The 26,154-nt window shown below is 71.6% G+C and carries 23 protein-coding genes; 9 read left to right on the top strand and 14 right to left on the bottom strand.

Features of this window, described 5'->3' with window-relative positions; genetic code table 11:
* Positions 1 to 7: 7 nt before the first annotated feature.
* Positions 8 to 1,969 (bottom strand): translation factor GTPase family protein, encoded by a 1,962-nt coding sequence (locus ABD747_RS14910; protein ID WP_344805881.1) that lies wholly within the window; start codon positions 1,967 to 1,969, stop codon positions 8 to 10.
* A 213-nt stretch (positions 1,970 to 2,182) separates the two neighbouring features.
* Between ABD747_RS14910 and ABD747_RS14905 the strand changes: the two genes are divergently transcribed.
* From ABD747_RS14905 to ABD747_RS14895, 3 genes are all read left to right on the top strand, one after another.
* Entirely contained in the window at positions 2,183 to 2,989 is an 807-nt protein-coding gene (locus ABD747_RS14905) for a DUF805 domain-containing protein (protein ID WP_344805879.1), read from the top strand.
* 40 nt (positions 2,990 to 3,029) lie between these two features.
* Positions 3,030 to 4,454: a selenium-binding protein SBP56-related protein gene (locus tag ABD747_RS14900; protein WP_344805877.1), complete on the top strand. Its 1,425-nt coding sequence runs from the start codon at positions 3,030 to 3,032 to the stop codon at positions 4,452 to 4,454.
* A gap of 111 nt (positions 4,455 to 4,565) precedes the next feature.
* Positions 4,566 to 5,528 carry a hypothetical protein gene (locus ABD747_RS14895; protein WP_344805875.1) on the top strand — a complete coding sequence of 321 codons (963 nt, stop codon included), beginning with the start codon at positions 4,566 to 4,568 and terminating at the stop codon, positions 5,526 to 5,528.
* Here ABD747_RS14895 and ABD747_RS14890 read toward each other — a convergent pair.
* The 3 genes from ABD747_RS14890 to ABD747_RS14880 all read right to left on the bottom strand — a co-directional run bounded on the left by ABD747_RS14890 (position 5,458) and on the right by ABD747_RS14880 (position 8,249).
* Positions 5,458 to 6,237, bottom strand: coding sequence for an HpcH/HpaI aldolase family protein (locus tag ABD747_RS14890; protein WP_344805873.1), 780 nt, complete (start codon positions 6,235 to 6,237; stop codon positions 5,458 to 5,460). The two genes, ABD747_RS14895 and ABD747_RS14890, sit on opposite strands and share 71 nt — an antisense overlap.
* Positions 6,238 to 6,277: 40 nt before the next feature.
* Positions 6,278 to 6,766 (bottom strand): DUF4333 domain-containing protein, encoded by a 489-nt coding sequence (locus tag ABD747_RS14885; RefSeq protein ID WP_344805871.1) that lies wholly within the window; start codon positions 6,764 to 6,766, stop codon positions 6,278 to 6,280.
* Between the two features lie 133 nt (positions 6,767 to 6,899).
* Positions 6,900 to 8,249 carry an SWIM zinc finger family protein gene (locus tag ABD747_RS14880; protein ID WP_344805869.1) on the bottom strand — a complete coding sequence of 450 codons (1,350 nt, stop codon included), beginning with the start codon at positions 8,247 to 8,249 and terminating at the stop codon, positions 6,900 to 6,902.
* Positions 8,250 to 8,289: 40 nt separating this feature from the next.
* On the opposite strand from ABD747_RS14880, the gene ABD747_RS14875 reads away from it, so the two are divergent.
* Positions 8,290 to 11,913: a DUF6493 family protein gene (locus tag ABD747_RS14875; RefSeq protein ID WP_344805867.1), complete on the top strand. Its 3,624-nt coding sequence runs from the start codon at positions 8,290 to 8,292 to the stop codon at positions 11,911 to 11,913.
* A 39-nt stretch (positions 11,914 to 11,952) separates the two neighbouring features.
* Here ABD747_RS14875 and ABD747_RS14870 read toward each other — a convergent pair whose 3' ends face one another.
* Both ABD747_RS14870 and ABD747_RS14865 read right to left on the bottom strand, forming a co-directional pair.
* Positions 11,953 to 13,029 carry an FUSC family protein gene (locus tag ABD747_RS14870; RefSeq protein WP_344805865.1) on the bottom strand — a complete coding sequence of 359 codons (1,077 nt, stop codon included), beginning with the start codon at positions 13,027 to 13,029 and terminating at the stop codon, positions 11,953 to 11,955.
* Positions 13,016 to 14,008, bottom strand: coding sequence for a LacI family DNA-binding transcriptional regulator (locus ABD747_RS14865; protein WP_344805863.1), 993 nt, complete (start codon positions 14,006 to 14,008; stop codon positions 13,016 to 13,018). Before ABD747_RS14865 ends, ABD747_RS14870 begins: the two co-directional genes overlap by 14 nt.
* A gap of 199 nt (positions 14,009 to 14,207) precedes the next feature.
* Between ABD747_RS14865 and ABD747_RS14860 the strand changes: the two genes are divergently transcribed.
* Positions 14,208 to 15,716: a carboxylesterase/lipase family protein gene (locus ABD747_RS14860; RefSeq protein ID WP_344805861.1), complete on the top strand. Its 1,509-nt coding sequence runs from the start codon at positions 14,208 to 14,210 to the stop codon at positions 15,714 to 15,716.
* 83 nt (positions 15,717 to 15,799) lie between these two features.
* Here the strand turns inward: ABD747_RS14860 and ABD747_RS14855 are convergent, their stop codons facing one another.
* A complete protein-coding gene (locus tag ABD747_RS14855) occupies positions 15,800 to 17,044 on the bottom strand; it encodes a citrate synthase (RefSeq protein ID WP_344805859.1) in 1,245 nt (414 codons plus the stop codon).
* 72 nt (positions 17,045 to 17,116) lie between these two features.
* Between ABD747_RS14855 and ABD747_RS14850 the strand changes: the two genes are divergently transcribed.
* Complete coding sequence (locus ABD747_RS14850; RefSeq protein WP_344805857.1) at positions 17,117 to 18,271, top strand: citrate/2-methylcitrate synthase; 1,155 nt, start codon at positions 17,117 to 17,119, stop codon at positions 18,269 to 18,271.
* Between the two features lie 167 nt (positions 18,272 to 18,438).
* On the opposite strand, the gene ABD747_RS14845 is transcribed toward ABD747_RS14850, so the two are convergent.
* Both ABD747_RS14845 and ABD747_RS14840 read right to left on the bottom strand, forming a co-directional pair.
* Entirely contained in the window at positions 18,439 to 18,996 is a 558-nt protein-coding gene (locus tag ABD747_RS14845; RefSeq protein WP_344805855.1) for a Clp protease N-terminal domain-containing protein, read from the bottom strand.
* Positions 18,996 to 19,199, bottom strand: a complete 204-nt coding sequence (locus ABD747_RS14840; protein WP_344805853.1) for a helix-turn-helix domain-containing protein — start codon at positions 19,197 to 19,199, stop codon at positions 18,996 to 18,998. Before ABD747_RS14840 ends, ABD747_RS14845 begins: the two co-directional genes overlap by 1 nt.
* A gap of 171 nt (positions 19,200 to 19,370) precedes the next feature.
* Between ABD747_RS14840 and ABD747_RS14835 the strand changes: the two genes are divergently transcribed.
* Entirely contained in the window at positions 19,371 to 19,847 is a 477-nt protein-coding gene (locus ABD747_RS14835) for a hypothetical protein (RefSeq protein ID WP_344805851.1), read from the top strand.
* A gap of 3 nt (positions 19,848 to 19,850) precedes the next feature.
* Here the strand turns inward: ABD747_RS14835 and ABD747_RS14830 are convergent, their stop codons facing one another.
* Positions 19,851 to 20,609 carry a class I SAM-dependent methyltransferase gene (locus ABD747_RS14830; protein WP_344805848.1) on the bottom strand — a complete coding sequence of 253 codons (759 nt, stop codon included), beginning with the start codon at positions 20,607 to 20,609 and terminating at the stop codon, positions 19,851 to 19,853.
* Positions 20,610 to 20,634: 25 nt separating this feature from the next.
* Positions 20,635 to 21,510, bottom strand: coding sequence for a phytanoyl-CoA dioxygenase family protein (locus tag ABD747_RS14825; RefSeq protein ID WP_344805846.1), 876 nt, complete (start codon positions 21,508 to 21,510; stop codon positions 20,635 to 20,637).
* 43 nt (positions 21,511 to 21,553) lie between these two features.
* Here ABD747_RS14825 and ABD747_RS14820 point away from each other — a divergent pair, with 43 nt between their 5' ends.
* A complete protein-coding gene (locus ABD747_RS14820; RefSeq protein ID WP_344805844.1) occupies positions 21,554 to 22,099 on the top strand; it encodes a GNAT family N-acetyltransferase in 546 nt (181 codons plus the stop codon).
* Here ABD747_RS14820 and ABD747_RS14815 read toward each other — a convergent pair.
* Together ABD747_RS14815 and ABD747_RS14810 are read right to left on the bottom strand one after the other, a co-directional pair.
* Positions 22,083 to 22,880, bottom strand: coding sequence for a sugar phosphate isomerase/epimerase family protein (locus tag ABD747_RS14815; protein ID WP_344805842.1), 798 nt, complete (start codon positions 22,878 to 22,880; stop codon positions 22,083 to 22,085). The genes ABD747_RS14820 and ABD747_RS14815 overlap by 17 nt on opposite strands.
* A 57-nt stretch (positions 22,881 to 22,937) precedes the next feature.
* Positions 22,938 to 23,909 (bottom strand): squalene cyclase, encoded by a 972-nt coding sequence (locus tag ABD747_RS14810; RefSeq protein ID WP_344805840.1) that lies wholly within the window; start codon positions 23,907 to 23,909, stop codon positions 22,938 to 22,940.
* A gap of 244 nt (positions 23,910 to 24,153) precedes the next feature.
* On the opposite strand from ABD747_RS14810, the gene ABD747_RS14805 reads away from it, so the two are divergent.
* On the top strand, positions 24,154 to 25,485 hold the full coding sequence (locus ABD747_RS14805; protein ID WP_344805838.1) for a reverse transcriptase family protein: 1,332 nt from the start codon (positions 24,154 to 24,156) through the stop codon (positions 25,483 to 25,485).
* A gap of 243 nt (positions 25,486 to 25,728) precedes the next feature.
* Here the strand turns inward: ABD747_RS14805 and ABD747_RS14800 are convergent, their stop codons facing one another.
* Positions 25,729 to 26,118, bottom strand: coding sequence for an HsmA family protein (locus ABD747_RS14800; protein WP_344805836.1), 390 nt, complete (start codon positions 26,116 to 26,118; stop codon positions 25,729 to 25,731).
* Positions 26,119 to 26,154 lie beyond the last annotated feature (36 nt).

Below are 26,154 nucleotides of genomic sequence, written 5' to 3'. Positions count from 1 at the left end.
CCGGCACTCAGCCCGGGGCGCGTCCGGCTGTGGCGAGGAGATAGTTGCGCCGCTGCAACGCGTCGGGCCGGCTGCGGGGCCGGTGCGGCGGCTCGCCGTCACGGACCGGGTCGTAGCGGACGAATCGGCTCTCCAGCAGGCCCTCGCCGCGAGTCATCCCGGCCAGCCGCCGAACCAGCGACGACATCCGGGCGGCGGGCAGCTCGCCGGTGATCACGGCGAGCGGCCCGTCGACCACCGGTGCCGCGGACGTACCGACCCGCCCGAGCAGCTCCAGCACCGCGGGCAGCCGGTCCGCCGGCGCCTCCACCCGATAGGCGTGGATCGGCTCGCACACCACCGTGCCGGCCGCTCGCAAGGCCTCCGCGGTGACCAGCGCGGTCAGGAAGCGGAAGTCCGATCCGGTGCTCGACATGCTCTTGTCGAACCGCGCGTGGGCATGACTCTGCCGCGGCGCGTAGCCGGAGGCGGTCATGATCACCCGCGCGTCCGGCACCGCCCAACCGGCCAGGCCCTCCTCCAGCGAGGACCGGGCGGTGTCCTCCACCGCGGTGAAGAACGCCGCCGGCATCAAGCCCCGCTCGACCTCGAGCTCGAACGAGACGCCCGCACCAACGGGTGCCGGCTCGATCCGGAGCCCGACCGTGGCGAGGAACGGGTTGGCGGCCGTATGGATGAACTCCGCTGCCGCGCCGATGCCGCTCAGCCGCTCGACGTGCCGGGTCGTGGTCTCGGTGAAGCCCACGGGCAGGCCGAACTGACCGTCCAGCGTCGCCTGGATCACCTCCTTCTGCACCTCGCCGTAGAGCGAGACGCCGATCTCGTGCCGCTCCGGATCCCGGCGCACCATGATCAACGGGTCCGCATCGGCGAGCTCGGTCAGTGCGGCGAACAGCTCACCCTCCCGGCCGGGCTCGAGCGTGCGGACCACGGTCTCCCAGCTCGGCGGCGGCAGGCCGATGTCGGCGTTGTCGCCGGGGGCGCCGACCCAGTCGCCGATCCGGGCGCCGGTCAGGCCGCGGACGAGTCCGATCTGGCCGGCCGTGAGCCGGTCGAGCGACCGGGGCGCAGAGCCCGCGAAGCCGTCCAGACCGGTGATCTTGCGCTCGCCGCCGGCCGTCGGCACCGTGGTCCGGACCTGCAGCGTGCCACCGAACACCCGGACATAGGTCCGGCGTACGCCGTTGGGACGGGCCAGCTTGAACACCTGGGCCGACAGAGTGCCGGCGGCACTGTCGGGCGCCGTCGGCAGCAGCTGCGGCAACGCGTCGAGCAGCCGATCAACCCCGGCACCGGTGATCGCCGACCCGAACAGGACGGGATGCACCCGACCGGTCCGGCTCATCCGGCGCAACCGGGCGCGGACCGTCTGCTCGGGCACCGCGCCGCGCTCGACGTAGCGGACCAGCAGGGCGTCGTCGTAGCGGCTGAGCACGTCGAGCCACTCGTTCGGCGCCAGGTCGACCACGGTGGCCGCGCGGCTGCCGGCGCCGACCACCCCCTGCAGCGCCACCACCGCGACGCCGAGGATGTCCTCGAGCTCGCGAACGAGAGGGTCGGGCCGCGCGCCGGCCCGGTCGATCTTGTTCACGAAGATCACCGTCGGCACGCCGAGCCGGCGCAGCGTGCGCATCAGCAGCCGGGTGTGCGCCTGCACACCCTCGACCGCCGACACCACGAGCACGGCCCCGTCGAGCACGCCGAGCGCACGCTCGACCTCGGCGATGAAGTCCGGGTGACCGGGCGTGTCGATCAGGTTGATCGTGTGCCCGCCCGCGCCGAACGACGCGACCGCGGAGGTGATGGTGATGCCCCGGCGCCGCTCCAGCTCACCGGTGTCGGTCTGGGTGCTACCGGCATCGACACTGCCGATCTCGTCGATCACACCGGCGGCGTGCAGCAGCCGCTCGGTCAGGCTGGTCTTACCGGCGTCGACGTGCGCCAGGATGCCGAGATTGAGGAACGCCACAGCGGGACATGCCTTCCGTACGAATGGTCGTCTGGACGGACATCCGCGCTGCTCGCATCGTGGCTCCTTTCATTGGCCGACGACGAGTCAAACAAGCCCTCCCGGGGCGGTCAACCGAGTTTTGCTCGGCTCCGGCGTCCGAGGCGCAGGACCGGCGCACCCGCGCTGGAGTAGCGTCTGTGCCTCCGACGCATCCGGAAGGACAGTAGAAAGATGAGTTACCAGCCGCAGACCGGATATCCCGCGCAGGCGGGTGAGCCGCCGCTCGATCACCCGTGGTACGGCATCGGTTTCGTCGACGCCGTCAAGCGGGTCTTCAAAAAGTACGCCACCTTCGAGGGTCGGGCCAGCCGTGGCGAGTACTGGTGGTGGGTGCTGTTCACCGCGATCGTCGGCATCGTGCTCTATGCGATCGTGCTGATCGCGACCTTGGCCACGACCGCCGGCGGTCGGACCCAGTCGATGTCACCGATCGTGATCATCCTCTTCGTGTTGATGGGCATCGTCTGGCTCGCCCTGATCGTGCCGAGCATTGCCGTCGCGGTGCGCCGGCTGCACGACGCCGGCTACAGCGGCTGGTTCTATCTGCTCGCCCTGATTCCCAGCGTCGGCGGCATCATCGTGCTCGTCCTCTGCATCATGCAGACCTCGCCGCAGGCGCCGAAGTACGGCCCGCCAGTCCCGCCCGGCTGGCAGCCCACCGGCACGGCGGTGCAGCAGATCGGCTACGGCCAGCAGGGCTACCCGCAGCAGGACTACCCCCAGCAGGGCTATCCGCAGCAGGGCTATCCGCAGCAGGGTGGCTACGCCGACCCGCAGGCTCAGGGCGGTTACACCCCGCCGGCGCAGGGCGGTTACACCCCGCCGCCGGCGCAAGGCGGTTACACCCCGCCGCCGGCGCAAGGCGGTTACACCCCGCCGCCGGCCCAGGGCGGCTACACCCCGCCGCCGGCCCAGGGCGGCTACCCGCCCGCCGGCGGTGACCAGCAGCCCGGATCGGCCAACCCACCGCAGAACTGAACCCGGCAGCAGACCCGACCCGGAAGGACGACGACGTCCGATGACCCACGCAACCATTGATCCGACCTTCTACCGGAGCGCGGCCGAGGCCGGCGCGGCGCCGGTCGAGCAACTGGCCTACGTCGTCGCGTTCGACCGGGCCGGCGAGCAGCACGACGCGCTGACCGTGATCGACGTCGACCCGGCCTCGGCGACGTACGGCCGGCTGGTCGGTTGGAGCGACGTCACCGGGCTGGGGGACGAGCTGCATCACTTCGGCTGGAACGCGTGCAGCAGCGCCTTGATGCACGAGGGCCACGACATGGCCGGGCTGGAGCGGCGCTATCTGATCGTGCCCGGGCTGCGGTCGTCGCGGCTCTACATCTTCGACACCCATCCCGATCCGTCCACGCCGGTGCTGGTGAAGACCGTCGAGGCCGCGGAGCTGTCGGAGAAGGCCGGCTATTCCCGCCCGCACACGATGCACTGCGGTCCGAACGGCGTCTTCATGACCTGCCTCGGCGGGGCCGCCGGTGACGACGACGGCCCGGGTGGCATCGCCCTGCTCGATCACGACACGTTCGACGTGCTGCGCGCCTGGGAGACCGCGCGTGGGCCGCAGCACTTCCACTACGACGCCTGGTGGCACCTGAACCAGAACGTGCTGATCTCCAGCGAGTGGGGCAGCCCGTCCATGATCGAGAACGGGGTCGTCCCCGAACTGCTGCTGTCCAACGCGTACGGCCATGCGTTGCACTTCTGGGACCTGGCCACCGGCGAGCACCGGCAGCGGGTCGAGTTCGGCGACCAGCACCAGATGGTGCTGGAGGTCCGCCCGTCGCACGACCCGAACGCCACCTGGGGCTTCGTCGGTGTGGTGATCTCGACCGAGGACCTGTCCGGCTCGATCTGGCGCTGGTACCGCGACGATCAGGACGGTGAGGGGGAGGAGTGGAAGGCCGAGAAGGTGATCACGATCCCGGCCGAGCCCGCCGACCCGGACGACCTGCCGCCGGCGCTCAAGCCGTTCGGTGCGGTGCCGCCCTTGATCACCGACATCGATCTGAGCGTCGACGACCGGTTCCTGTACGTGAGCTGCTGGGGCACCGGCGAGCTGAAGCAGTACGACGTCGGCGATCCCGCGAACCCGGTCGAGGTCGGCTCGGTCCGGCTCGGTGGCATCGTCGGCCGGGCCGCACACCCGGCGGCTCCGGACCTGCCGCTGGCCGGCGGGCCGCAGATGGTCGAGGTCAGCCGGGACGGCAAGCGGGTCTATTTCACCAACTCGCTGTACGGCGCGTGGGACGACCAGTTCTATCCCGACGGGGTCGGTGCCTGGATGGCGAAGCTGGACGTCGGCGAGAACGGCGGGCTGAGCATCGACGAGCGGTTCTTCCCGCACGGCGAGGATTTCCGAGGTCTGCGCCCGCACCAGGTCCGGCTGCAGGGCGGCGACGCCTCGTCGGACTCCTACTGCTTCCGCTGAGCTCGCCACCGGTGTGCCCCCGGAGGGCGCGGCCCGGAATAAAGGCCTGACACGGGCCGGGCACGTTCTTACCCTCGACTCAGACGAATCGATGCCGATGAGGTGGGCAGCGTGACCACAACCGTCCGGGCGCGGATCGACAGCTGGGACGAGGAACGCGCGGACCGTCGCCCGAGGGGCTTGCGAACCGGCCGGGCCGCCGCAGCCGCGGAGGATGCAGCGTCGAGGTCGGCACTGGTCCGGCTGGAGGATCGAGTGCCGAGCGTGGTCGACAGCCTCGCCCGGCTTGCGCCGGACGACGTGGCCGCGCTGGGCGCGGTCTATCTGCGGGCCCAGAAGGTGCTCAACGGACCGGACTGTCGGTATGCGATGGCGATGATCGAGGACGGGCTGCGCACGGTGACGCGCGCCTCCGCCGGCACGCCCGACGGCGCGATCCCGAAGCAGGCCCGGTGCGCGCTCGTCGGTGTTCGGCGGAGCGCCTGCGACTTCGTGGACCGGCGCGAGGGGGAGGTGAGCAGGCACTACTACGCCAGAGACCTCGGCCGCGGCGTCGCCCTCAGTTTCGTCGCCCTGATCGCCGTCGGCCTGCTCGGCCTGGCGGTGATCCGGACCTGGCTCTGGTTGCCCGACCCACAGCAGTCCTGGTGGGCGGTCGTGATCCCGATGGACAGCCTCGTCGCGTTGCGCGACGTGCTGCTGGCGTTGGGCGGTGGCGCTGCCGGCGCAGCGGTGAGCGTGCTGCTCAGGCTCAATCAAGAGGCGGAGCTGAAGTTCGAGACGATCGCCGAGGGTGCCGCCCGCTACCGGATCATCCTCGGCTGGTTTTTCGCGCTCGCACTGCTGTTCCTGGTCAAGGGCGGGATGGCGGCCAACCTGATCACCGACCCGTCCGCCGGCGCCGGCCAGGCGGCGTCGCCGGGACAGGCGTGGGTCAGCAGCTGGTTCTTCTGGGCGGGACTCGGTCTGCTCGCCGGCTTCAACGAGCGTTGGGTCACCCACATCATCGCCCGCGACTCCAAGCCGTCCGCGCCGCCGTCAGGTGAGAGCCCGCCGCGGCCTCCAGGTGACTGAGGTCGTTGGCCACCGTCACGAAGGTGAAACCCTCCGCCAGCCGGCGGGAGGCGACCTCGCCGCTCGGACAATAGATTCCCGCCACCAGGCCGTTGCCCTCGCAGGCCCGGACGATGCGCTCCAGCGCCACCGCGAACTCGGCGTCGACCGACGGGTCGCCGGGATTGTCGGCGCCCAGGCCGATGCTCAGATCGGACGGTCCGACGTACAGGCCGTCGAGTCCGGGCGTGCTCGCGATCGCCTCCACCTGGTCCAGCCCGGCGGCGGTCTCGATCATGGCCAGCACCAGCACGGTGGCGTCGGTCTCGCGAGGGCCGGGCCCGATCCGCAGGGCCGCGCGGGTCGGTCCGAAGGAGCGGATGCCGGCCGGCGGATAGCGGCTTGCCGCGACCGCCGCCGCCGCGTCCTCGGCGGAGTCGATCAGCGGGACGATCACGCCGACCGCGCCCGCATCCAGCGCCTTGCCGATGGAGGTCGCGCTGTTGGCTTCGACCCGGATCATCCCGGCCGGCTCGCCGGCGGTCTCGACGGCGATGAGTCCGGAGAGCAGCCCGCGATAGTCCAGCAGTCCGTGCTGTCCGTCCAGCACCACGTAGTCGTAGCCCAGCCGCGCGATCCGCTCGGTGGCCGGCGGGTTGTCGGACGAGATCCAGTATCCGATCAAGGACTCCCGCCGCCGGAACCGGTCGGCGAACGCTGCGGCGCTCATTCCGGCATTGTGCCGGACGCGCCGGCGCCGGGCGCTGGTACTACACCGGCAGCAGGGTGAACCGGCCGTCACGGTCCTCGAAGAACACCACGACCGCCCACGCCTCGCCGCCGATCGTGCCGTGGCAGACGGTGGTCACGTCCTGCTCGACGGCTTGTGTATCGGGGCAGCGCAGGTCGGCAGCGTCGCCCCAGCCGTCGGCGATCACGTCGGTCACCTCCGTTGCCAGATCCGCTCCGCGCAGCGCGCCCGATGGCACCGTGCCCAGCTGGCCGGTCAGCGGAGCATCACTGCCGGACCCGCCGCCGGACTCCGCGCCGGAGAACGCCGCCAGCCCGAGGCCGACGGCGACGACGCCGACGAGTGCCATCAGCGCGATCACCAGGCTCACCACCGGCAGCACCGACGCCTTGGGTGGGGTGGGCGGTGCCGCCGGGATCGGCGGGAACTGCTGCGGCTGCGACAGGTAGTCGGCGTAGGGCTGGGAATGATGCGTCTGGGCACCGTACGGCTGGGCGTACTGCGTCACGGTCGTTCTCCTGCGGCTGGATCGGTCAGCCAGCAGGGGGTTTCGGCATACCGACGTCGATTCGATGTCGTCGTCAATGTGAGCGGGCTGTGAGCCGATATCCAAGCCCGCAGCCCATTTCGTTGTGAGGACGTTATCTGCGTCCGTCGCGTCCCTCCAGGTCCGACGCGAGAAGCGACACCGCCAGGACGTGCTTGCAGGGCCCACGGCTCCCGCCGTGCTGTCCGTGCCAGGGACAGCTGCAGATCCAGCTGTCCCCCGAACGACGCAGGACGTACACGTTCCCGGCGCTGGTCACCGTCGCTCGGTCGCCCGAGACGGTGACGGCACCCTGGTGGACCAACGCCCGGGCGTCCGCCAGCCGAGGGTGCATGGTCTCCAGCAAGGTGCGGTCCCAGGGCAGCGCCCGGGTGAAGTACGCGCCCTCGGCCGCGTCGTAGCCGACCCGTCCCGCTGCGGCGAGATGAGCGAGGGCCGGCCGGATCCTCCCCACATCGAGGCCCGCGAGCCTGGCAATGCGGGTGGGATCGATCACGGGAGTGAAGTCGAGCAGCGTCGAGAGCACCAGAGCGTCGTCGGCGGCCTGATCGTCCGCGAGGTCGAACAGCAGGCCGCCCTCGCCGGAGAAGCCGCGCATCGAGTTCGGGCTGAGCGTCAGGACGAACCGTCCGTCCGGCAGATCGACCTGCCAGGACGAGACACCGGATCCCGGTGTGGCCGGGCCGTAGACGGTCAGGCTGTCCGCGTAACCCAGCAGCGGCTCGATCGTTCGCAGCCGGTTGGCGCCACCGAGAGGGACTGAACCGGCTTGCGAGGTAGCGGTCAGGCGCAGCCCGTCTCGACCCTGGATCACGTACAGCACCGACCGCGAGCCCGACGTGGCGGGGAGTCCGCGAACGAAGCGGCGAGCCTGACCCGCCGGAACGGTGAACCTGCGTGCGAGCGCGGCCGAGGACGCCTGAGCCTCGGCAAAGCCGCGAACCCAACGGGTCGACAACGGCACGCGATGCTCCACCACGGACGCGGTCATGGTTGTCACCGTGACGTTGGTGCCGACGGCAAGGTGCAGCGGTTCGTCGCCACGTACGTCGGCAAGGAGGTCGCGCACCGGCGGGTTGAGATCGACATTCGTCGTGCCGTTGCTGGCCGGAGGTCGGTCCAGTCCGCCGGACAGCGCGTCGAAACGGGCGGCGACGCCACAGCACAGCGAGAAGCTCTCGAATCGCAGTCGATCCGCGCTTGCCGTGACGACCGGATCGGCCGCGGCTATCCGGGCGGCCACCATCGAGGGCGGGAGATAGAACCGGGTGCGGGCCACCTTCGCCAGCTGCAGCAGCGCGACGGCGGCCTGCTCGGCGTGGAGCAGGAATCCATCGAAGAACAGCGACGGATCCGGCGAGCTCGCCGACAGCAGAAGATCGATCTCGACCGCGCCGATCGCGGCGGTCGAGGCAGCGCGATAGGTCAGCACCGCCTCCGTCATGTCCGCGAGAGTAGCCGCGGATGACGAACCGCGTGGCACCATGACAACCGTGCTTGACGGTGACCTCCGCTGGGCCGACCTGGCGCCGGCCGACCCGGAGGTGGTCGGTGGGCTGGTCACGGCCGCTGCGGAGAAGGCGGTGGCGCAGACGCCAACCCCGGCCTGGCGGCGCGGCTCAGCGGCGTTCCGCGGGATGGGTGTCGGGCTTCGAGCGGCTGCGTCGGGCGCTGCGTCGGACTCTCGAATCGCGTTGCTTCCGGCCTGGCTGTCGGAGGCGGTCGGGCGTCGGATTTCGGACTTCCGAGGCCTCGGCGTGGACGCCGCGATCCAGGTGCGGGCGCTCGAGCGAAAGGGTCTCCTGATCCTGCCCCGTCAGGCCGAGTACGCGCTGGGGATGCTCGACCTGCCCGCGGAATGGTGGCGTGTGGGTGACCCGGTGGAGGACCCGAACGAGTGGTTCGTCGCCGATCCGACGCTGCTGCCCGCGATGGTGCGGCGGCTGCTCGCCGAGGAACGCGATCGACGGGTGCGACCCCAGGATGTCGGCCAAAGCGGATGCTGGCAGCCCCGGCTCGTCGAGGTTGCGAACCGCAGCGCCGCCGGCCGGGTCCAGCTGCTGACCTGCTGCGTCGCGGAGCTCGGTCATGAGCCGGACCGTTATCGGACCGCCTGGCTCACCGCTCTCTGGGACCGGGCTGAGCCTGGCGTCGCCGAGGTCGCTGCGCAGCAGCGGGCCCTGTTCCGATTGCTGGCCGCATCGTCGGCGCCCGGAACGGCGTTCGCGCTGGCTCGGTTGCAGCAGCTCAGCCGGGCCGAGCTGTTGGACGACGATGCCTGTGCGCGTGCGCTGGCGAACGGCCTTCCCAGCATGGGCAATACTTCGGCCCGGTTGGCGGTCAAGATCCTGCAGGCGATCCACCGGAGATCGTCGACGGCGGATGTCGAGGCGGCAGCCACGGCCGCGCTGTCGCACCCAGACGTGGAGGTCCAGAGTGACGCGGCGCTGATCCTGGTGCAGGCGGGACGGTTCGACGTCGTGGCGAGGGTGCTAGACGGGGTCGAGCCGAGTGTGCGTCACGAGGTCGGCATGGACACCGGCCAGCCTCCGGCCGTGGCATTCCATCTGCATCCCCATCCTCATCGGCACCTCTCTGTCCGGGAGCGTTGGAGTGCTCAGCGAAAGTGGTTCCGGCCCGTGTCGCCCGGGGTGCTCGGCGCTCTGCTGACCGAGCGCGGCGAGCGGGCGCGAGCCGCGACCTACGAGGAGCCGGGACGGAAGGACGCCGCGGTCTGGTGGGCGATCAAGGAGGCGGTTTCCGCCGCCGTCGGTGGCGCCACCGTCGATCGGGAGACCACCACGATCCCTTCCTGGGTCGCGACCGCGCTGCGCCGCCAGATCGCCGACCACGAGTTCTCGCGAGCCGCTGACTTCGCCACGATCCGGGTGATCGAACGCAGCGGCCTGGTGGAGCTCGACGTCGATGACGCGTACGTGTCGACCATGATTGTCGCGCTGGTCTCGGTCTGGAGTGACGAGACGATGGTGCGAGCCACGCCGGTCGCCTGGCTCCGCGACGATCCCGAGCTGATCGACCGCGCGCTCTGGCGACTGTTCGATACCGAGGGACAGGGCAGTATCAGCCTCACCTACGCCGATCGCTGGTCCGATGACGCCTGGCAGGGTGCCGTCGCCGCCCTGGTGGACTCCGGCCGGCTGGAGCGTGGTGCCGTCGTCGACGCCGCGCTCGGCACCCTCGGTCGCGACTGGAGTGCGTTCCGCCTGCAGTGGTTCGTCCGGTTGCTCGAAGCCCTCCAGCCGACGGTCGAGGAGCTCGCCGACAGGCAGGCCGCCTTGCGAAGGTTGTTGCGCAGCGAGCACTCCGTTGTCGTCAGCGCGGTCCTGAGGTGGTTCGCCCTGCTGAGCCGGGCGGGTCGGCTGGAGGACCAGGAGACCGCCGCCCGATTGGCCGACGTCATGGGCAGCTCGGTGAAGGGTCATCCTCTCGCCGCGCTTCACCTGCTCCAGTCCATCCGCGGCCGAACCGCCGCTGCGGACGTACGCCCGGCCGGACGAGCCGCCCTGCGACATCCGCACCCCGACGTCCAGCGCAAGGCTGCAGGGCTGCTTCGAGCGGTCGGTGACGACAGCGCGTTGATTCTCGCGGACGAGCTCGACCCGGCCGTCCGGCACGAGCTCGGGCTGAATGTCGCGCCCGCGTTGCGGGCGACACCAGGACAGCCTGTGGTCGACGCCGCGCCCGAGATCGTGCCGGTCACGCCTGCCGATCTGCCCGACCGACTCGCCGCGGTAATGGAGGACGCGAGCGACCCGATCGAGTTGGAGCTGGTGCTCGACCGGCTCGCCCAGACAGGCGACCTGTCTGTGCTGGCCCCGCTGCTGAAGCGAGCCCGGTCCAAGGTTCGGTCTGGGCAGGGCGACTACGACGGTGACGCGTGGCTCGGTGGTGAGCTGGCTCGGCTGGTCGCGGCCGGCGCAGACGGGTTCGGGTCGTTGGTCGAGCCGAAGGACCAGGTTGCCCATTTCCTCTTCGCTCGACTCGATCACGTTGCGGGCGTGCTGACGGGTCGGCTCGAGCCCGAGCCGCCGATTGCCACGCCGGATGACGCCGACGGGTGGGTGTCGGCCGAAGCCCTCGTCGAACGGATCCGGGCCGCGGGCGCGTCTGTTGGGCGCATCGACGTCATTGCGGCACTGCTACGCCTTCATCCGGCTGGCCGGGAGGACGCGTTGCGCCGGGCCGACCTTCCGGGCGAGCTCGGCGCGGTCGTGAGGCACGCCCTCGGCGACTCCGGCGCCGCGGCTTCCGATGTCGTCGATCAGGGTCTGTGGGTGGCGGCGTCGCGCGCGCGCTCGCCATTCGAGGCCGACCCGGTGCTTGTCGCGGCCGGTTTGGACCGTCCCGGCCAGGGGCGTCCGCTGCGCGCCGACCTGAGGTTGTACGAGCACGCGGACCGGTTCGATCGCTACTGGGAGTCCGAGGTCGTGGTCCGCGGCGCCCGGCGTCGACGCCAGGCACCCGATCAGCCCACCGCGGTGCGCAGCGTCGATTCGCGGGATCGTCGGCAGATCAACGAGGTCACCTGGGTCCCCTGGACGGCGTCGGTTTGGCCACACGACGCCGATCACTTTCTGGTCGGAAGTCTTGACCACATCCGCGCTGGGATCTCTTTCGGCTGGCCGGGTTCGACGGGCGGGCTTCGGTCGCTCCTTCGGCATCCCGGCCGGATCGGTCCACTGGGAGCCGCGGCGGTCGCCATGGGCCTGAGCGCGCACGCGTTGGACGACAGGGTGCTAGCCGTGGATATCTTCATCCACGCCACGGCGTCCCGCCGGCTGGGGGCGGAGCGAGTCGGTGATGCCATGGCGGCCACATCCGGACCGTGCGTCGGGATCCGGTGGGCCGAAAGCCTGCGCAGCGCCGCGTCGGGTGGTGCCGGCGAGGCAGTGGTCGACACACTCACCCGGCTCGTGCCACAGCTGCCGCCGGGCTATCCCGGGCTGTACGCGCTGCTGGATGTTCTGCTGCAGGAGCGGTTGCGGCTCGGCGGCGGCGTGGACGACACCGTGCTGCGCGAGCGCCTGGCCACCCTCACCGGCTCCAGCAAGGCAGCGCGCTCGGCGCGTGCGCTGCTGGCTCTGTGACCGCGCGTCTCACCCCGGACCGGCGCTTGGTCGACGCGCTCACCGGGCAGCAGGACCGGAGCGTGACGTCTCCCGGTTCCGGGTCACGATCGCAGCGAGCACCCCGACGGTGACGCCGATCAGCGTCTCGACGAATCGGTCGGTGATCAGCGACCGGACCGGCTGGGGGCTGGCCAGCTGGACCGACACGAGGGCGAGCGGGGTGATGAACACCAGCGCCAGACCGTAGTTGCGGACGACCAGCAGTTCCGCCGCTGCCTGCAGCCCGGCGATCAGGAGGAGGTTGCTCCAGACGGGCAGGCCGAGCGCGAGGAGGGCGGCGGCGAGGAAGAGGCCGATGGTGGTGCCGGCGACCCGGAGGATGCCGCGTGCGACCTGGCCGCGGAGGCTGAACACGGCCAGCGGCGCGACCGCTGCGACCATCGCCCAGTACGGATGGCCGATCCCGACCCCGGTGGCAATCGAGCCGGCGACCAGCACCACCACCGCGCAGCGGATCAGATGCAGCCGTTGCCGGGCTGCGCTCGGCATCGGCGGTCCGGGAGCGGCCGGCGGGTCCGCCGGCCGGTTGAGCAGTCGGGTCCAGGCGATCTCCGCCAGCCCGAGACCGACCGCCAGGGCAGCCGCGGCGATCACCACGACGGCGGCCGCGAGGATGGTGGCCGGAGTGCTCGGGATGGCCGAAGCGGTCGCGACCGCGAACACCGGGAACATCGGTCCGGGCGGGCGCCAGCGGTTCCGGTCCGACAGCGCGGCGCCGAGGGCGGCCCACCCGGCGGTCAGCGGGATGCCCAGCCAGCCGCGATAGGGGCTCAGTGCCAGCAGTGCGCCGGTGATCACCGCCGCGGCGAGGATCCCGCCGACGGTGGCCTGCAGGCGCCAGCGGGCGCTGGATCGGCGGCCGCCGCCGTAGACGGCTGCGAACGCGCCGAAGGTGGCGTAGACGGCGAGGTCGGAGCGGCCGAGCGCGGCCAGCACGGCCATCGGCAGAGAGACCGCGAGCGCCGCCCGGACCGCGACGCGATGCGCGTGCGGCGCCGGAGAGATCCTGACCAGCTCGCGGGCGAGCACGCGCCACGACGGGGTGAGGCCCGGTCCAGGATCAGACGCTGGCACGCTCGACCAGAGTGAAGCTCATCGACGAGAACAGACCCGGCTCCGGCCGGTTCTCCAGCGCCGCGCTGGTTCGTTCCCACAGATGCTCGGCGAAGCTGATCATGTCCAGCCGGATCGTGGTCAGCGCCGGCCGGGTGAATGCGCTCATTGTCTCGTCGTCCATCCCGATCACCGCGAGGTCGCCGGGGATCTCCAGCCCCGCCCGGGGCGCCGCCGCGATGCAGGCTGCGGCGCAGATGTCGTTGTAGCAGGCCACGGCGGTGACCGGCTCGGCGCCGCCGGTCCAGTCGCGGAGCACCGAGGCCAGGGCGTCGACCGACACCTCGGGCAGGTGAGGGCCGACGTCGTACACCAGGGGGCGGGTCAGGCCGAGCTCCAGCGCTGTCGAGCGGGCCGTCGCCAGCCGGGGCACGGTGAACCGCTCGAGCTCGGGCTGGCTGGTGGTCAGATAGCCCAGCCGGCGGTGGCCGTGACCGGCCAGGTGTTGGATCTGCAGCGCCGTCCCGACATCGGGCGAGACCGGGTCCCGGCCGAGATCGGTCTCGACGGTCGGAATCCGTGCCTGTGCCAGCAGGGCGCGCTGAGTGTCGTCCAGCTCGCCCAGCGCGATCGCCAGCCGCGGCTGCAGATGGGCCAGCGTGGTTGCCAGGTCGGCGGGATCGCGCTGCTGCCAGATGACCAGCGATCGCCCGGTCGCCGACACCTCGGCCGTCAGCGTGTCCAGCAGGACGGACAGGTTGACCCCGTACGGCACCCCGGTGTTGATGAACAGCACGAGGTTCGACTCGCCGGCCCGCAGGGCCCGGGCCGCAGCGTGCGGGGTGTAGTTGAGCTCCTGCGCGGCGGCCAGCACCCGTTGCCGGGTGGACTCCGGGATCGACTGTCGCGGGGTGTTGTTCAGTACGTAGCTCACCGTGGCCCGGGACACTCCGGCCTCGCGCGCCACGTCGGAGCTGGTCACGCGGCGTGTTGGAGTCATCGTCCGTCCTCCTGCCTGGGTTGTCGTCACCCTAGTGGCGATCCAGAACATGAATCGGTTCGTTCTCGTCGTGCCATCGCGCCCGCCGATACCTGTCCAGCGGCAGCTGCGGGCCGTACGCTCGCACCGGCATCCGTCGCCTCGATCGCGGACGGCGACCGGGACAGCCAGCGACCAGCAGGGCGAGAGGAGACCGGAGATGACGCGGGTGCCGACGGTCCGGATCGAGCAAGGCGAACTCCGGGGAGTGTGGCGCGGTGACTCCGCGGCCTTCCTCGGCATCCCGTTCGCCGAGCCGCCGGTGGGCCCGAACCGCTTCGGCGCGCCGGTCCCGGCGGTCGGCTGGCAGGGCGTGCGGGACGCGACGACGTACGGGCCGACGGCGCAGCGCCGCCCCTTCGGCGAGGTCACCGCGATCCCGGAGCCGTCCATCCCGGGCGCGGCGACGTTGAACGTGAACGTCTTCACTCCCGCGCCCGGGGACCCGGCGGCGAAGCTGCCGGTCTTCGTCTGGATCCACGGCGGCGGTTTCAAGGCGGGTTCGCCCGCCAGCCCCTGGTACGACGGATTCGCGTTCAACCGGGACGGCATCGTCACGGTGACCCTCAGCTACCGGCTCGGCTTCGACGGCTTCGGCTGGATCGCCGACGCGCCGGACAACCGCGGCCTGCTGGACCAGATCGCGGCGCTGCGCTGGGTCCGCGGCAACGTCGGGGCCTTCGGCGGTGACCCGGGCACGGTGACGATCGGCGGCCAGTCCGCCGGCGGCGGCTCGGTCCTCGCGCTGCTGCTGGCGCCCGCGGCTCGTGGCCCGTTCCGGGCCGCGATCAGCCACTCGGGCGCCCTGGACGACCTGCCGCTCGACCGGGCGCGCGCCTTCGGGGAGGAGCTGGCGGCCAACGCGGGGGTTGCGCCGACCCGGTCGGGACTGGGCACCCTGAGCGAGGACCAGATTCTCGACCTCCAGGACGAGGTAGGGTTGGCGCCGCCGCCGACCTCGCTGTCGGCGCTCGTCGGCGGACTCACCGGTGACGGCAACGCGCTCGGCGGGCTGCCCTTCCGGCCGTACGTCGACGGCGCGGTGCTGCCGATGGGGGTGCCCGATTCACCGGACACGGGTTCTCCGGACACCGGTTCCCCGCACATGGGCTCCCCGGCCATCGCGGCGGCAGCCGACGTGCCGCTGATCATCGGCAGCACGGCCCACGAGTTCACCATGATCGGAGTCACGTTCGCCCCGCTGGTAGCGGGCGCCGACCTGCGGGCCCTGCTCCGCGACCGGCTCGGCCCGCGGGCCGACGACTACCTCGCGGCCTACTCCGGTCTGCCGGGTGGTCCGGAGATGATCCTCGGCCAGCTGATCACGGACGCGACGTTCCGCAGCAAGGTCGTGCGGTGGGCCGATGCCCGCCGCGGGCCGACCTGGACGTACGACTTCCGGTTTGCCGGCCCGACCGGGATGGCGCTGCACTGCGCTGACCTGCCGTTCGCCTGGGACAACCTGGGCGCCGAGCTGGTCGAGGCCTCCGACGGTCCGAACCCGCCGCAGGCACTGGCGGACGCGATGCACGGGGCCTGGGTGCAGTTCATCACCGGTCAGGTCGCGCCCTGGCCGGCCTGGGACTCCGGCGCGACGACGATGATCTTCGACCGCGCCTCCGCGGCGGGGCCGGGCTACGTCCACGAGCGCCGGGCGATTGTCGGCTGACCACAGGATCGCCCGCGTCTGCCGGTCGATCGCACCGGGAAACCCACCTCGGGCCCGGTCGGTTGGCGACGCGCGGGCGTCGGTCAGGGTCCGGTGTAGCGACCCTCCGGACGGAGCCTGAGCGGCGGCTCGGCGTATTCGGCCAGGGCGTGCGCCAGCCAGCCACCGCAGCGCGCCAGCGCGAAGATCAGCTCGCCCGCTCCGGGATCGAGGTCGAGAGCCAGGACGGCCGTCGCCAGGGCGAAGTCGACATTCGGAAAAGCGGGCATCCGGCTCCGTACCGCTGCCACGAGCTCGTCGGCGGCGACCACCGCCGGGGATTCCGGGCGGGCCTCACGCAGCCGGCCGATCAGCTGGTCGCAGCGCGGATCGGCATGGCGATAGATCCGGTGCCCGAACCCGGGCACGGTGCCGTGCTCGATCACCGCGCCCGCGATCGCCTGGTCCGCCGGCTCACCGGCGAGCCGGCGCCCGATCAGCCCGTACGCCGCCCGGCCGGCGTTGCCGTGCAGGGCGGAGTCAAGCGCGCCGAGGCCGCAGCAGACCACCGCGTACGGGTTCGCCCGCGCCGACGCAGCCGCCCGCACGGCGAGCGTGGACGCAGCCAGATCGTGGTCGAGCAGCAACACGAGGGCGGCGTTCACCAACCGGAACTCGTCGTCGTCCGCGCGCCGGGGAGTCAGCCTCGGCCACAGCCGCGCCGCGAGGCCCGCGGACTCGGGCACGTCCGGACCGAGTGCCGGCAGCGCGGTGACGGCGCCGGCCACGATCTCGGCGCCCATCCTCGCGACCGACCCGGGGGAGAGATCGTGCCGGAGCGGATCGGTGGCGGCGAGCACCGGCACCTGGGCCTGGAGCTGGGCTCGCGGCGACATGCCCGGTGGCAGCGTGAGCCGAACGGCCGCGGTCGCTTCCGCTCCCGACTCGGTGGCCGCGAACCGCCGGCCGGGCTGCCACTCGCGAGTCCACAGCCACCAGCACACCGTTTCGACGTCGGCCGTCTCCGCCAGCTCGGCGGCGTCCCGGCCGCGGTAGTAGAGCCGGTCGTCCTCGATCAGCGTGATGTCGTGGTCGATCGCCATCAGCGGCGTGCCGGGGGAGTGCCCCGTCGCCGCGCTCGCGGCGCTCGACCGGGCCGGCCGCCGGCTGCGGGCGAACGCCTCGACCTCCAGCGCGTCGAACCGGGAGCCACCGGTGGAGCGGCGCCGGCTCAGCAGGCCGCGCGAGACGTACGCATAGAGCGTCTCCGGCTTGACCCCCAGCCGTGCGGCGGCCTGTGCCGCGGAGAGGTCGGGGAGGCCGGGAGCTTCGATCTGGTCGCCCGTCATATTGATCCAATCAATATTGACTCTAGTTCAAGTCAATCACATCCTGGATCAACGAGCGAGAGGAGCACGACCATGACTTCCACAGCGGTTCGCGACCGGATGGACCAGACGCTGATCGACGTGCCGCCCGGGCTGGCGAACGTCGTCGTTGCGGAGACCGAGCTCGGTGACGTGCGCGGGCTCGAGGGCTTCTATCACTACCGCCAGTACTCGGCGACCGATCTGGCTCGTACGCACTCGGTCGAGGAGGTCTGGCGGCTGATGCTGGACGGGGCACTGCCGAGCCCGGCCGAGGCCGTCGACTTCGCCGCCGAGGTCCGGCGGCTGCGCGCGATCCCGGCCGAGGTCGGCTCCCTGCTCCCGGCGATCGGCGCGGCGACCAGCGGCGCCGACCAGCTCGCGGGCCTGCGCGCCGCCGTCCCGTTGCTGGCCGCGGCCGCCGGGATGAGGCCGTTGTTCGACCAGGACCCGGCGGGCCGGCGGGCGGACGCCCTGGCCATCGGCGCGGCGGTGCCGACGGTCCTCGCCGCCCTGCATCGCGCCCGGCTGGGACTCGACCCGATCGCCCCGCGAGCCGATCTGGATCACGCGGCGAACTATCTGTGGATGCTGTCCGGCGAGGAGCCCCGCGAGCAGGTCGCGGCCGCGGTGAATGCCTACCTCGTCTCGACCGTCGACCACGGCTTCAACGCCTCGACCTTCACCGCCCGCGTGGTTGCCTCGACCGGTGCGGATCTCGGCGCCGCGGTTGGCGCCGCCCTCGGCTCGCTGTCCGGCCCGCTGCACGGCGGCGCCCCGAGCCGGGCCCTGCAGCTGCTGGACCTGGGCTCCGGTCCGGCCGCGGCAGGGTACGTCCGCGAGCAGGTCGCGCACGGCGGCCGGGTGATGGGCTTCGGCCACGCCGTCTATCGCACCGAGGATCCGCGATCGGCGCTGATGAAGGAGGTCGCGCTCGGCTTCGGCGGCCCGCGGGTCGAGCTGGCCGTCGAGATCGAGGCGGCGGTGCTGGCGACGTTGGAAGAGCTCAAGCCCGGCCGCGCACTGCGGACCAACGTCGAGTTCTATGCCGCCCTGGTGATGGAGGCCGCTGGCATTCCGCCGGCGATGTTCACCGCCACCTTCGCCACCGCCCGGGTGCTCGGCTGGACGGCCCATGCCCTCGAGCAGGCCGCGGCCGGCAAGATCATCCGCCCGGCGGCCCGCTACGTCGGACCGGCTCCGCGCTAGCCAACCCGAAAACCCGCACCTCGTCACCGACGAGCCGGCCGGCGTCACGCTGAGGACCGAGCGGGTGAGTGCGGCGAGGTGCGGATTTTCGAGTTCGCTTCTCCCGGGTCACCGGATGTGGTGGGCTCGGCTCGTGCCCACCGGCTCGGCCATGGTGGCCAAGGCCGTCACGCGGAACGAGCGGCGCTGACCCGGCGTTCGATCGCGGTCCGCAGGCTCGCGGGATTCGAGCCTGCCTCCGCAAGCGCCCGGCGCAGCTCGGACTCGGCGGCGCACCCGGAGCACCGCAGCACACCGAGCAGCAAGAAGTTGCCGTCGATCGCCGACGCGTGCAGCCGTACGGCCTCCCGCAGCGCCAGCTCGAGCGTCTTCTTCGCCTCGGCGACGAAGGGGAGGTGACCCGCCCGGCTCGGGCGGGCGGCCCGTTCCAGCGCGCCCGCCCCGAACACGGCGTCGGCTTGGCGGCGGACGGCGTCGAGGTCGATCCCCAGCGAGGCGAGGGCCTGACCATCCAGACCGCCGGCGGCGATATCGGCACGAAGCCGGCGGGCCAGTTCGGTGGCGCCCACCCCGACGTCCTCCAGGGCGTCGCGGGCGGCGCCGTCCGGTTCGGCCAGGGCGACCAGGACGTGCCGGGTATCGATCGTCGGCGAACCCGCCTGGCGGGCGACGATCTGGGCCTCCACCACGGCGTTCCGGGCATCGGTGGTGAATCGCTCGAACATCAGCGCCTCCTGTTGTGCTTCTGGTGAACTGCTTGCTTGCTGACGCCGAGAGCGTCCGCGATCTCCTGCCACGACCAGCCCAGATCGCGAGCCCGGTCGACCTGGAGCCGCTCCAGCCGGTCGGCCAGCTCGCGCAGGGCGCGCACCGCCCGGAGTCCGTCGCGCGGGTGTTCGGCCGCCGCGTCCAGCAGTGACTGGGTCATAGCTGTCAATCTAGGTTGACACCACTGGCATTGTCAAGATCGGTTGACGAGACGAGCCTGTGGGCCTGCTGAAGATCGCCCTCGTGCAGGTCCGATCCGGGCTCGGGGGCGCCCAGACTTGCCGGCGGAGCGGGACGCGGGGTCCCGGCCGGAGAACACAGGAGCCACAGCATGAACGTGAGGAGCAAGATCGCAGCGGTCGCCGTGGGCGCTGTTGCGCTCGGAACCCTGATCGGCGTCGGGGTCTCCTACGCCGACGACCCGAGCACGAGCCCGACACCGAGCGCCCCTGCCAGCGCGGCGCCGTCCGGGCAGGGCCACCAAGCGGACAAGGCCGGCGCGCACGCGAGACGGGCGCTGCTGAAGCGCGCCCTGCACGGCGAGGTGACCCTCGGCGGCAAGGAGAAGACCCGGGTGATCGACTTCCAGCGCGGCGCTGTGCAGAAGGTCGGCCCGACGGCGATCACGCTGAAGAGCACCGACGGCTTCACCGCGACGTACGTCGTGAACGGCGAGACCAAGGTTCGCAAGGACGGTCAGCCGGCGAAGATCGGTGACATCAAGGCCGGCGACACGGTGCGCGTCGTCGCCCGGAAGGACGGGAACACGTCGACCGCGCGCCTGGTCGCCGAGCCCAAGGCGAGGTGATTCTCAGCCGAGCCGATAGACCGACACGTGCGAGGTCGACTCGGCGGTGAACGGCGAGCCTGTCCAGTCGGCGTGCCGGCTCTCCAGCTCGAAGCCGGCCAGCCGGCCCATCAGGTCGAGCTCGGCCGGCCAGATGTAGCGATGGGGGCTGCGGAACAGGCTGGCGTCGCGGCCCTCCCCGAAGCGGAAGTGGTGGGACACGATCCGCTGGTCGAGCACATCGTAGGTGTCCAGCCCGATGTATCCCGGCTCACTGGTGAACACGGTCGCCCGCTTGCCCGGCGGCAGGCTGCGGAGCTCCGGCACCCAGAGCTCGATCACGAACCGGCCGCCGGGCTGGAGGTGCCGGGCCGCGTTGCGGAAGCACTCGACCTGCTCGTCCTGGGTCAGCAGGTTGGAGATCGTGTTGAAGACCAGATAGACCAGCGCGTACGTCCCCGGCGCACGGCTCGTCGCCGCCCCCGGCGCATGGCTCGTCGCCATGTCACCGACCACCACCGGCACGGTCGCCTCGTCGACCTTGGTCCGCAGCCGCTCGATCATCGGCAGCGACAGCTCGATCCCGGTCACCGAGACGCCGCGGGACGCGAGCGGTACTGCGACCCGGCCCGTGCCGATCGCGAACTCCAACGCCCGGCCGCCGGCCGCGAGCCGGGCCAGCGTCTCGACGGTCGGTTCGAGCACCTCGGGTGCGAACATCCCGGCGCCGGGGGTGTCGTAGCGTGCCGCTGCTTCGGCGTCCCAGATCTCGTCCTGTCGCATCCTGCAGATGCTGCCACGCGGACGGTCAGGTCGTGACCATGCCGCCCGGGACGTACTCGAAACCCTGCGGCTCGCCGATGTAGTCGATCGGCTCCGCGGTGAACCGGGCAGCCGTGCTCAGCACCGGGTGGTCGAAGAACGACTCGGTGCCGGTCGGGAACAGCAGCGGCCGGCCGGTGTCCAGCCAGCCGCTGGCGTGCACCATGGCGATCATCGGCCGAGGTGCGGAGGTCCGGTTCGGCATCCCGGCGTGCCACAGCCGGATGTCGCGGATCAGCATGCTGCCCCGGCGAAACGTCGGCTGGAACGGCGGCGAGACCGCGCGCCGGGCGGCGAGCCGCTCCGGCGTGATCTTGATGTCGTCGCCGACCCCGACGCCGAGCTCGCGGTGGGTGCCGGGCCAGATCTCGGTGGCGCCGTTCGCCGGCGAGACGTCCACGGTCAGTACGTTGAGCACCAGCTGGGCCGGCGGGTGCGGCGCCTCCAGCACCGAGACCGGCCAGAGGTGGCCGACGTCGGAGTGCACCGGTTGCCGCTGGTCTCCGGGCAGGGCGGTGTTGCCGCCGTACATCACGTTCTTCAGTCCCGGGCCAAGCATCGCGGACGTGACGGCGATCGCGAACGGGTTGAGCAGCACGTCGGCGAACAGGTACGGCGGAAACGGCGGCGGGTCCTGCTGGAGGTTCCCGACGTTCCAGTTGTACGGCGCATCCGGCCGGCCCCGGAACGCGTCGATGTCGGCGATCATGCGTTCGTGCAGCACGTCCAGGTGCGCGGCATCGACCACGTCCTCGAGCAGCACGAAGCCGTCCTCGCGCAAGGCTCGGACGCTGGTCCGGACGTTCTCCGCCGAGAGCGTCCGGTTCGACCGTTCCCGGTCGTCGAGCTGGATGGTGATCATCGTCGGCCTCCCCGGACCCGTCACTCGGGCCTATCGTCGTCTCGTGCCCGTCACCCTACGTCGGCTGGTGCCCGCCGACGCCGCCCTGCTCGCCGAGCTGTACCGCGCGAATCGCGACTTCCTCGCGCCCTGGGAACCGCTGCGCAGCGAGGACTTCTATACCGAGGCGTACCAGCGGATCTGGCTCGCCGACGCCCTGGATCGGCAGGCGGCCGGCAGCACGCTGCCGTGGATGATCATGGACGACGGCGAGCCGGTCGGCCGGATCACGATCAGCGACGTGGTCCGCGGCGCGTTCGACTCCGCGCACCTCGGCTATTGGGTCGCCGGCGCGGCGAACGGCCGCGGGATCGCCTCGGCGGCTGTCGCCGAGGCGATCCGGATCGCCTTCGTCGAGCTGGGCCTGCACCGGGTGCAGGCCGGCACCCTGATCCACAACACCGGCTCGCAGAAGGTGCTGGCCCGCAACGGGTTCGAGCGGATCGGGCTGGCCCGGTCCTACCTGCGGATCGCCGGCAGCTGGCAGGACCACCTGCTCTTCCAGCGGATCTCCGACGGCTCGCTCGGCGAGCTCACAGGGTCGAACTGAGGAACCGGTAGCTCTGCGCGATGCCGTCGAAGACGTCACCGGCGTAGTGGTCGAACTCGATCACGGCGTACGGCAGGCTGGGCGCCGCTGCGAGCACCGCGGCGAGCGGGACGTCACCCTGACCGGCCGGCTGTTGGTCGGTCGGCAGGTCCGCGGCGGTGATCCCCGGCCGGATCGGCCCGTCCTTGGCGTGCACCGCGACCACCCGGTCGCCGAGGCGCTGCACCAGTTCCACCGGGTCCGCGCCGCCGGCGGTCGCCCAGTAGAGGTCCACCTCCAGCAGCACCGAGGGATCGAGCAGATCGGCGAACACCTCCAGCGCGGGCCGGCCGTCGATCATCGAGGACAGCTCGTGATCGTGGTTGTGATAGCCGACCTTGAGCCCGGCTCGCGCGGCCTGCTCGGCCCTCGCGTTCAGCCGGTCGGCGCTGCGCTGGACGTCCGCGAGCGTCGTCCAGCGGTCCGGCGCGACGAACGGATCGATCACCACCTCGACGCCCAAGGTGGCCGCGGCGGCGAAGGTCTCCTCCGCCGGCGGTACCGACAGCAGACCGTCCGGCGTGGTGACGCCCTCGTCCTCGATCAGGATCGCATGGGCGGTCGGTGAGGTCAGCCCGTGACGGTCGAAGGACTCCTTCAGCTCGTCGGCGCGGCGGACGAAGTCGAATGCCTCCACCGTCTTCAGGCCGATCCCGGCGAGCTTCGCGAGGGAACCGTCGAGGTCCTCGCCGAGGGCGGTATGGATCGAATAGAGCTGGACGGAGATCTCGGGCTTGGGCATGATCGCCATTCTGGCCGGGCGGGCCGGCGCGCTCACACGCGGGTCGACCTGGCGACGTCAGGACGCATCCCACCAGCCCAGCACCCGCGTGGCATAGAAGGTCAGCCACGGCGACGGCTCGCCCGGCGGCACGTCGATCTCGAACCAGACCCGGCCGGGATGGCGGCGTTCCTGCAGCCAGGTCCCGTCCGGGCGGCGGGCGGCGCGGATCGCGGCGATGGCATCGGCCAGCCGTGGATCGGGTGACGTCTGATCATGTAGCGACGCCTCGCGGAAGTAGTCGACCGCCTTCAGCGCGCTGTAGAACCAGCGGAACGGGTACGCGAAGTGGTCCACCCAGGGCGCCACCGGCTCGCCGTCGGACAGCCGCCGAAGCAGCCGCCGGTCCAGCAGGTACTCCTCGCCGGCCCGTCTCGCCGCTCGCAGGCTGTCGTCCGCCCCGGCGGCGGTCTCGTAGGACAACAGGCCCTTCAGGCCGTTCAGGGTGGAGTGGAACGAGGACCGGGTCGACCCGTTGACCCACTCGCAGTTGTAGCCGCCGTCGGCCAGCCGATGGTCGACGAACCACTGTGCGATGCCGGAAACGTCGGCGCCGAGCCAGGCGCCGTTGGCCAGCGTGTAGGCGTTGATGCAGCAGTCCACCTCGCCGCCCCAGTACGCGCGGTCCTCGTACTCCCAGCGAGAGTTGGCCGCCAGCAGGTCGGCCGTGCCGGCCAGGACCGACGCGTCCAGGCCCCAGTCCCGCAGCGTGTTCAGGCTCCAGGTCGTGGCGGTCCACGGCTGGCCGGCGTCGTCGGCCGCCTCGGGCCCGGAGAAGTCGAAGTCTTTCGGGAAGAACGCACCGCCCGCCCACTGCCCGTCGGGATCCTGGTGGCCGAGCAGCCGGGCCCCGAAGCCCTCGGTGGCCATCCGGGAGCGGGTCACGTTCCAGATCTCGGCCGGCAGGTCGGCCAGATCGCGCTCGACCTGCCAGCGCAGCGCCGGGTCGGTGTCGAGCAACCAACGGAGCAGGGCCTGGTCGAGATCCATCGTTCCACGCTACGACGGCCGGCTCAGCGGCGCTGGCGGGTGTCCTCCACAATCGGAGGGTGTGGTGGCGCCGACGAGAAACTCGACCCGCTTCGGCGGATCGGCGCCCGAGGTTCCCTCCGGTGACTGTTCGTCTGCCTTGCCGTAGGCCCGCAGGTGCCCCGCTGCGCTGCGCGCAGGAAGGCACCCGCAGCTGCAGGACTGGTCGTCCGGCGCCACCACCACCCAGCACACCCGCTCGGCCGTGACCCGTCACCCCGACGAGCATCTGGCCCGCTGCCTGGCCTGGGCGTTCCTGGCGGCAGAGGAATGGAGCCGGCCCGCGCTCTCCGCCGCCGGCGCTCACGCGCTCGGCCGCAGGCATCGCTGGCTCGGCCGGGTCGTCGCTGCGGTTGTCGCCGGCTATCGCGTGCCGCCGCTGGACCGGCCGGATGAGCTGAGCGGGTTCCTGCTCGCCTCGACTCCGCTGGCGGAGGCGGCCGGTCGCGCCCGCCGGCGGAGGACGCCGGTCGAGGTCCGCGCGATCCCGATGGTTGCCGGGCGGATGGGCCCGCGGCGCTGGCCGGTGCCGGCGATCGACGACCTGGCCCAGTTGGCCCGCTTGCTCGAGCTTCCGCTCGATCAGCTGAGCTGGGTGGCGGACGTACGCGGCTTGCAGCGCCGGACGCCCGCGGGGCCTCTGCACCTGTTCCGCTATCGCTGGCTGGACCGGCCCGGCCGGGTGCCTCGGCTGCTGGAGGCTCCGACCCCGCTGCTGCGGGCGGTGCTGCGCCGGGTGCTCGAGCAGATCCTGATCTGGGTGCCGGTCCATCCGGCCGCCCATGGCTTTGTCCGCGGCCGCAGCGCCACGACCCACGCCGGCGAACACGTCGGCCGTGACACGGTGCTCTGCCTCGACCTGCGCAACTTCTTCGCCGCGGTCACGGCGGGCCGGGTGAACGGGATGTTCCGGGCAATGGGCTACCCGGAGCCGGTGGCCGAGACGCTGACCGGCCTGTGCACTCGTCGGACGCCGGTGCACGTGCTCGCGCGGATGCCGGCCGGCGGTGACAGCACGGCGCGGCACCGGCTGCGCGCGGCGCTCCGCGCGCGGCACCTACCGCAGGGATCGCCGACCTCGCCCGCGCTGGCCAACCTCGCCTGTTTCGGGCTCGACCGGCGCCTCGCCGGCCTGGCGAGCGCGGCGGACCTGGCCTACACCCGGTACGCCGACGATGTTGCGTTCTCGGGCCCGGGGGTCGAGGCCGCACGGCTGGTGCGGAGCGTCACCGCGATCGCCGCGGCGGAAGGTTTCGCGATCAACCCGACGAAGACCCGGGTGCAGAGTTCGGGCCGGCGTCAGCTCGTCACCGGCCTGGTCACCAACGAACGGCTGAGCGTCCCCCGGGAGTACGTCGACCAGTTGCGCGCGGTCCTGCACGATGCCGGACGGAACGGTCCGGACGTGGCCAACCGGGCCGGTCACCCGGACTTCCGGGCCCATCTGGACGGGCGGATCGGCTGGGTCGAGGCGGCGAACCCGGCACGCGGTCGCCGGCTCCGCGCACAGTTCGACGCCATCGCGTGGCCGGCCTGATCGCGGATCCGATCGCTCCGACCGGATCGCGCGGGGTCGGGTGGCTCGGCTAGCCGAAGACGTCGACCCAGAAGCTCACGCGCCGAGCGCGGCGAAGCCCTCGACGCCCCTCTGCCAGTGTTGCTCTCGGAGCCTGGCGGCCTCCGTCTGCCGAGGCGTTGTACCAGCGACCCGGCTCTGCCTAACAGAGTGGCCCGACCGCGTGGGAAATACAGCCAATTCGGCAAACCCGGGCGCGTCGGATCAGGACATGGCCGAGGCCGCGCCGATCACGTAGGGAATGAGCCAGAGCACCCAGACGGCGAGGCTGAACCGGTGGAAGGTCTGTTTCTCGTGCTCGCGGTTGCGGATCAGCACGACGACGGCCCAGACGAGGTGGATCGCCATCAGCGCAATGGCGATGGTGCCGCTGACCGCCATCACCGCAGAGAGCCCGCTGGCCTGGATGCCGTCGGCGCGGCGGCCGGCAGCGATTCGGGTCATCAGGAAGGTGCCCGTGGCGTCCGCGGCGAGACCGAGGCCGAAGAAGACCGCGTGCCAGGGCTTGAGGATGCCCTGGATGCGTTCTCCCCAGACTCCGACGGAATAGAAGACGAGGGCGAGGGTGATGACCACGATGGCCGGGGCGAGCATGACTACTCCTGAGCTGCCGATGCGGTGACTGTCTGG

The sequence above is a fragment of the Microlunatus ginsengisoli genome (genome assembly GCF_039537205.1).
GTDB classification, from domain to species: Bacteria; Actinomycetota; Actinomycetes; order Propionibacteriales; family Propionibacteriaceae; genus Microlunatus; species Microlunatus ginsengisoli.
This window is presented reverse-complemented; position numbering and strand designations above follow the sequence as displayed.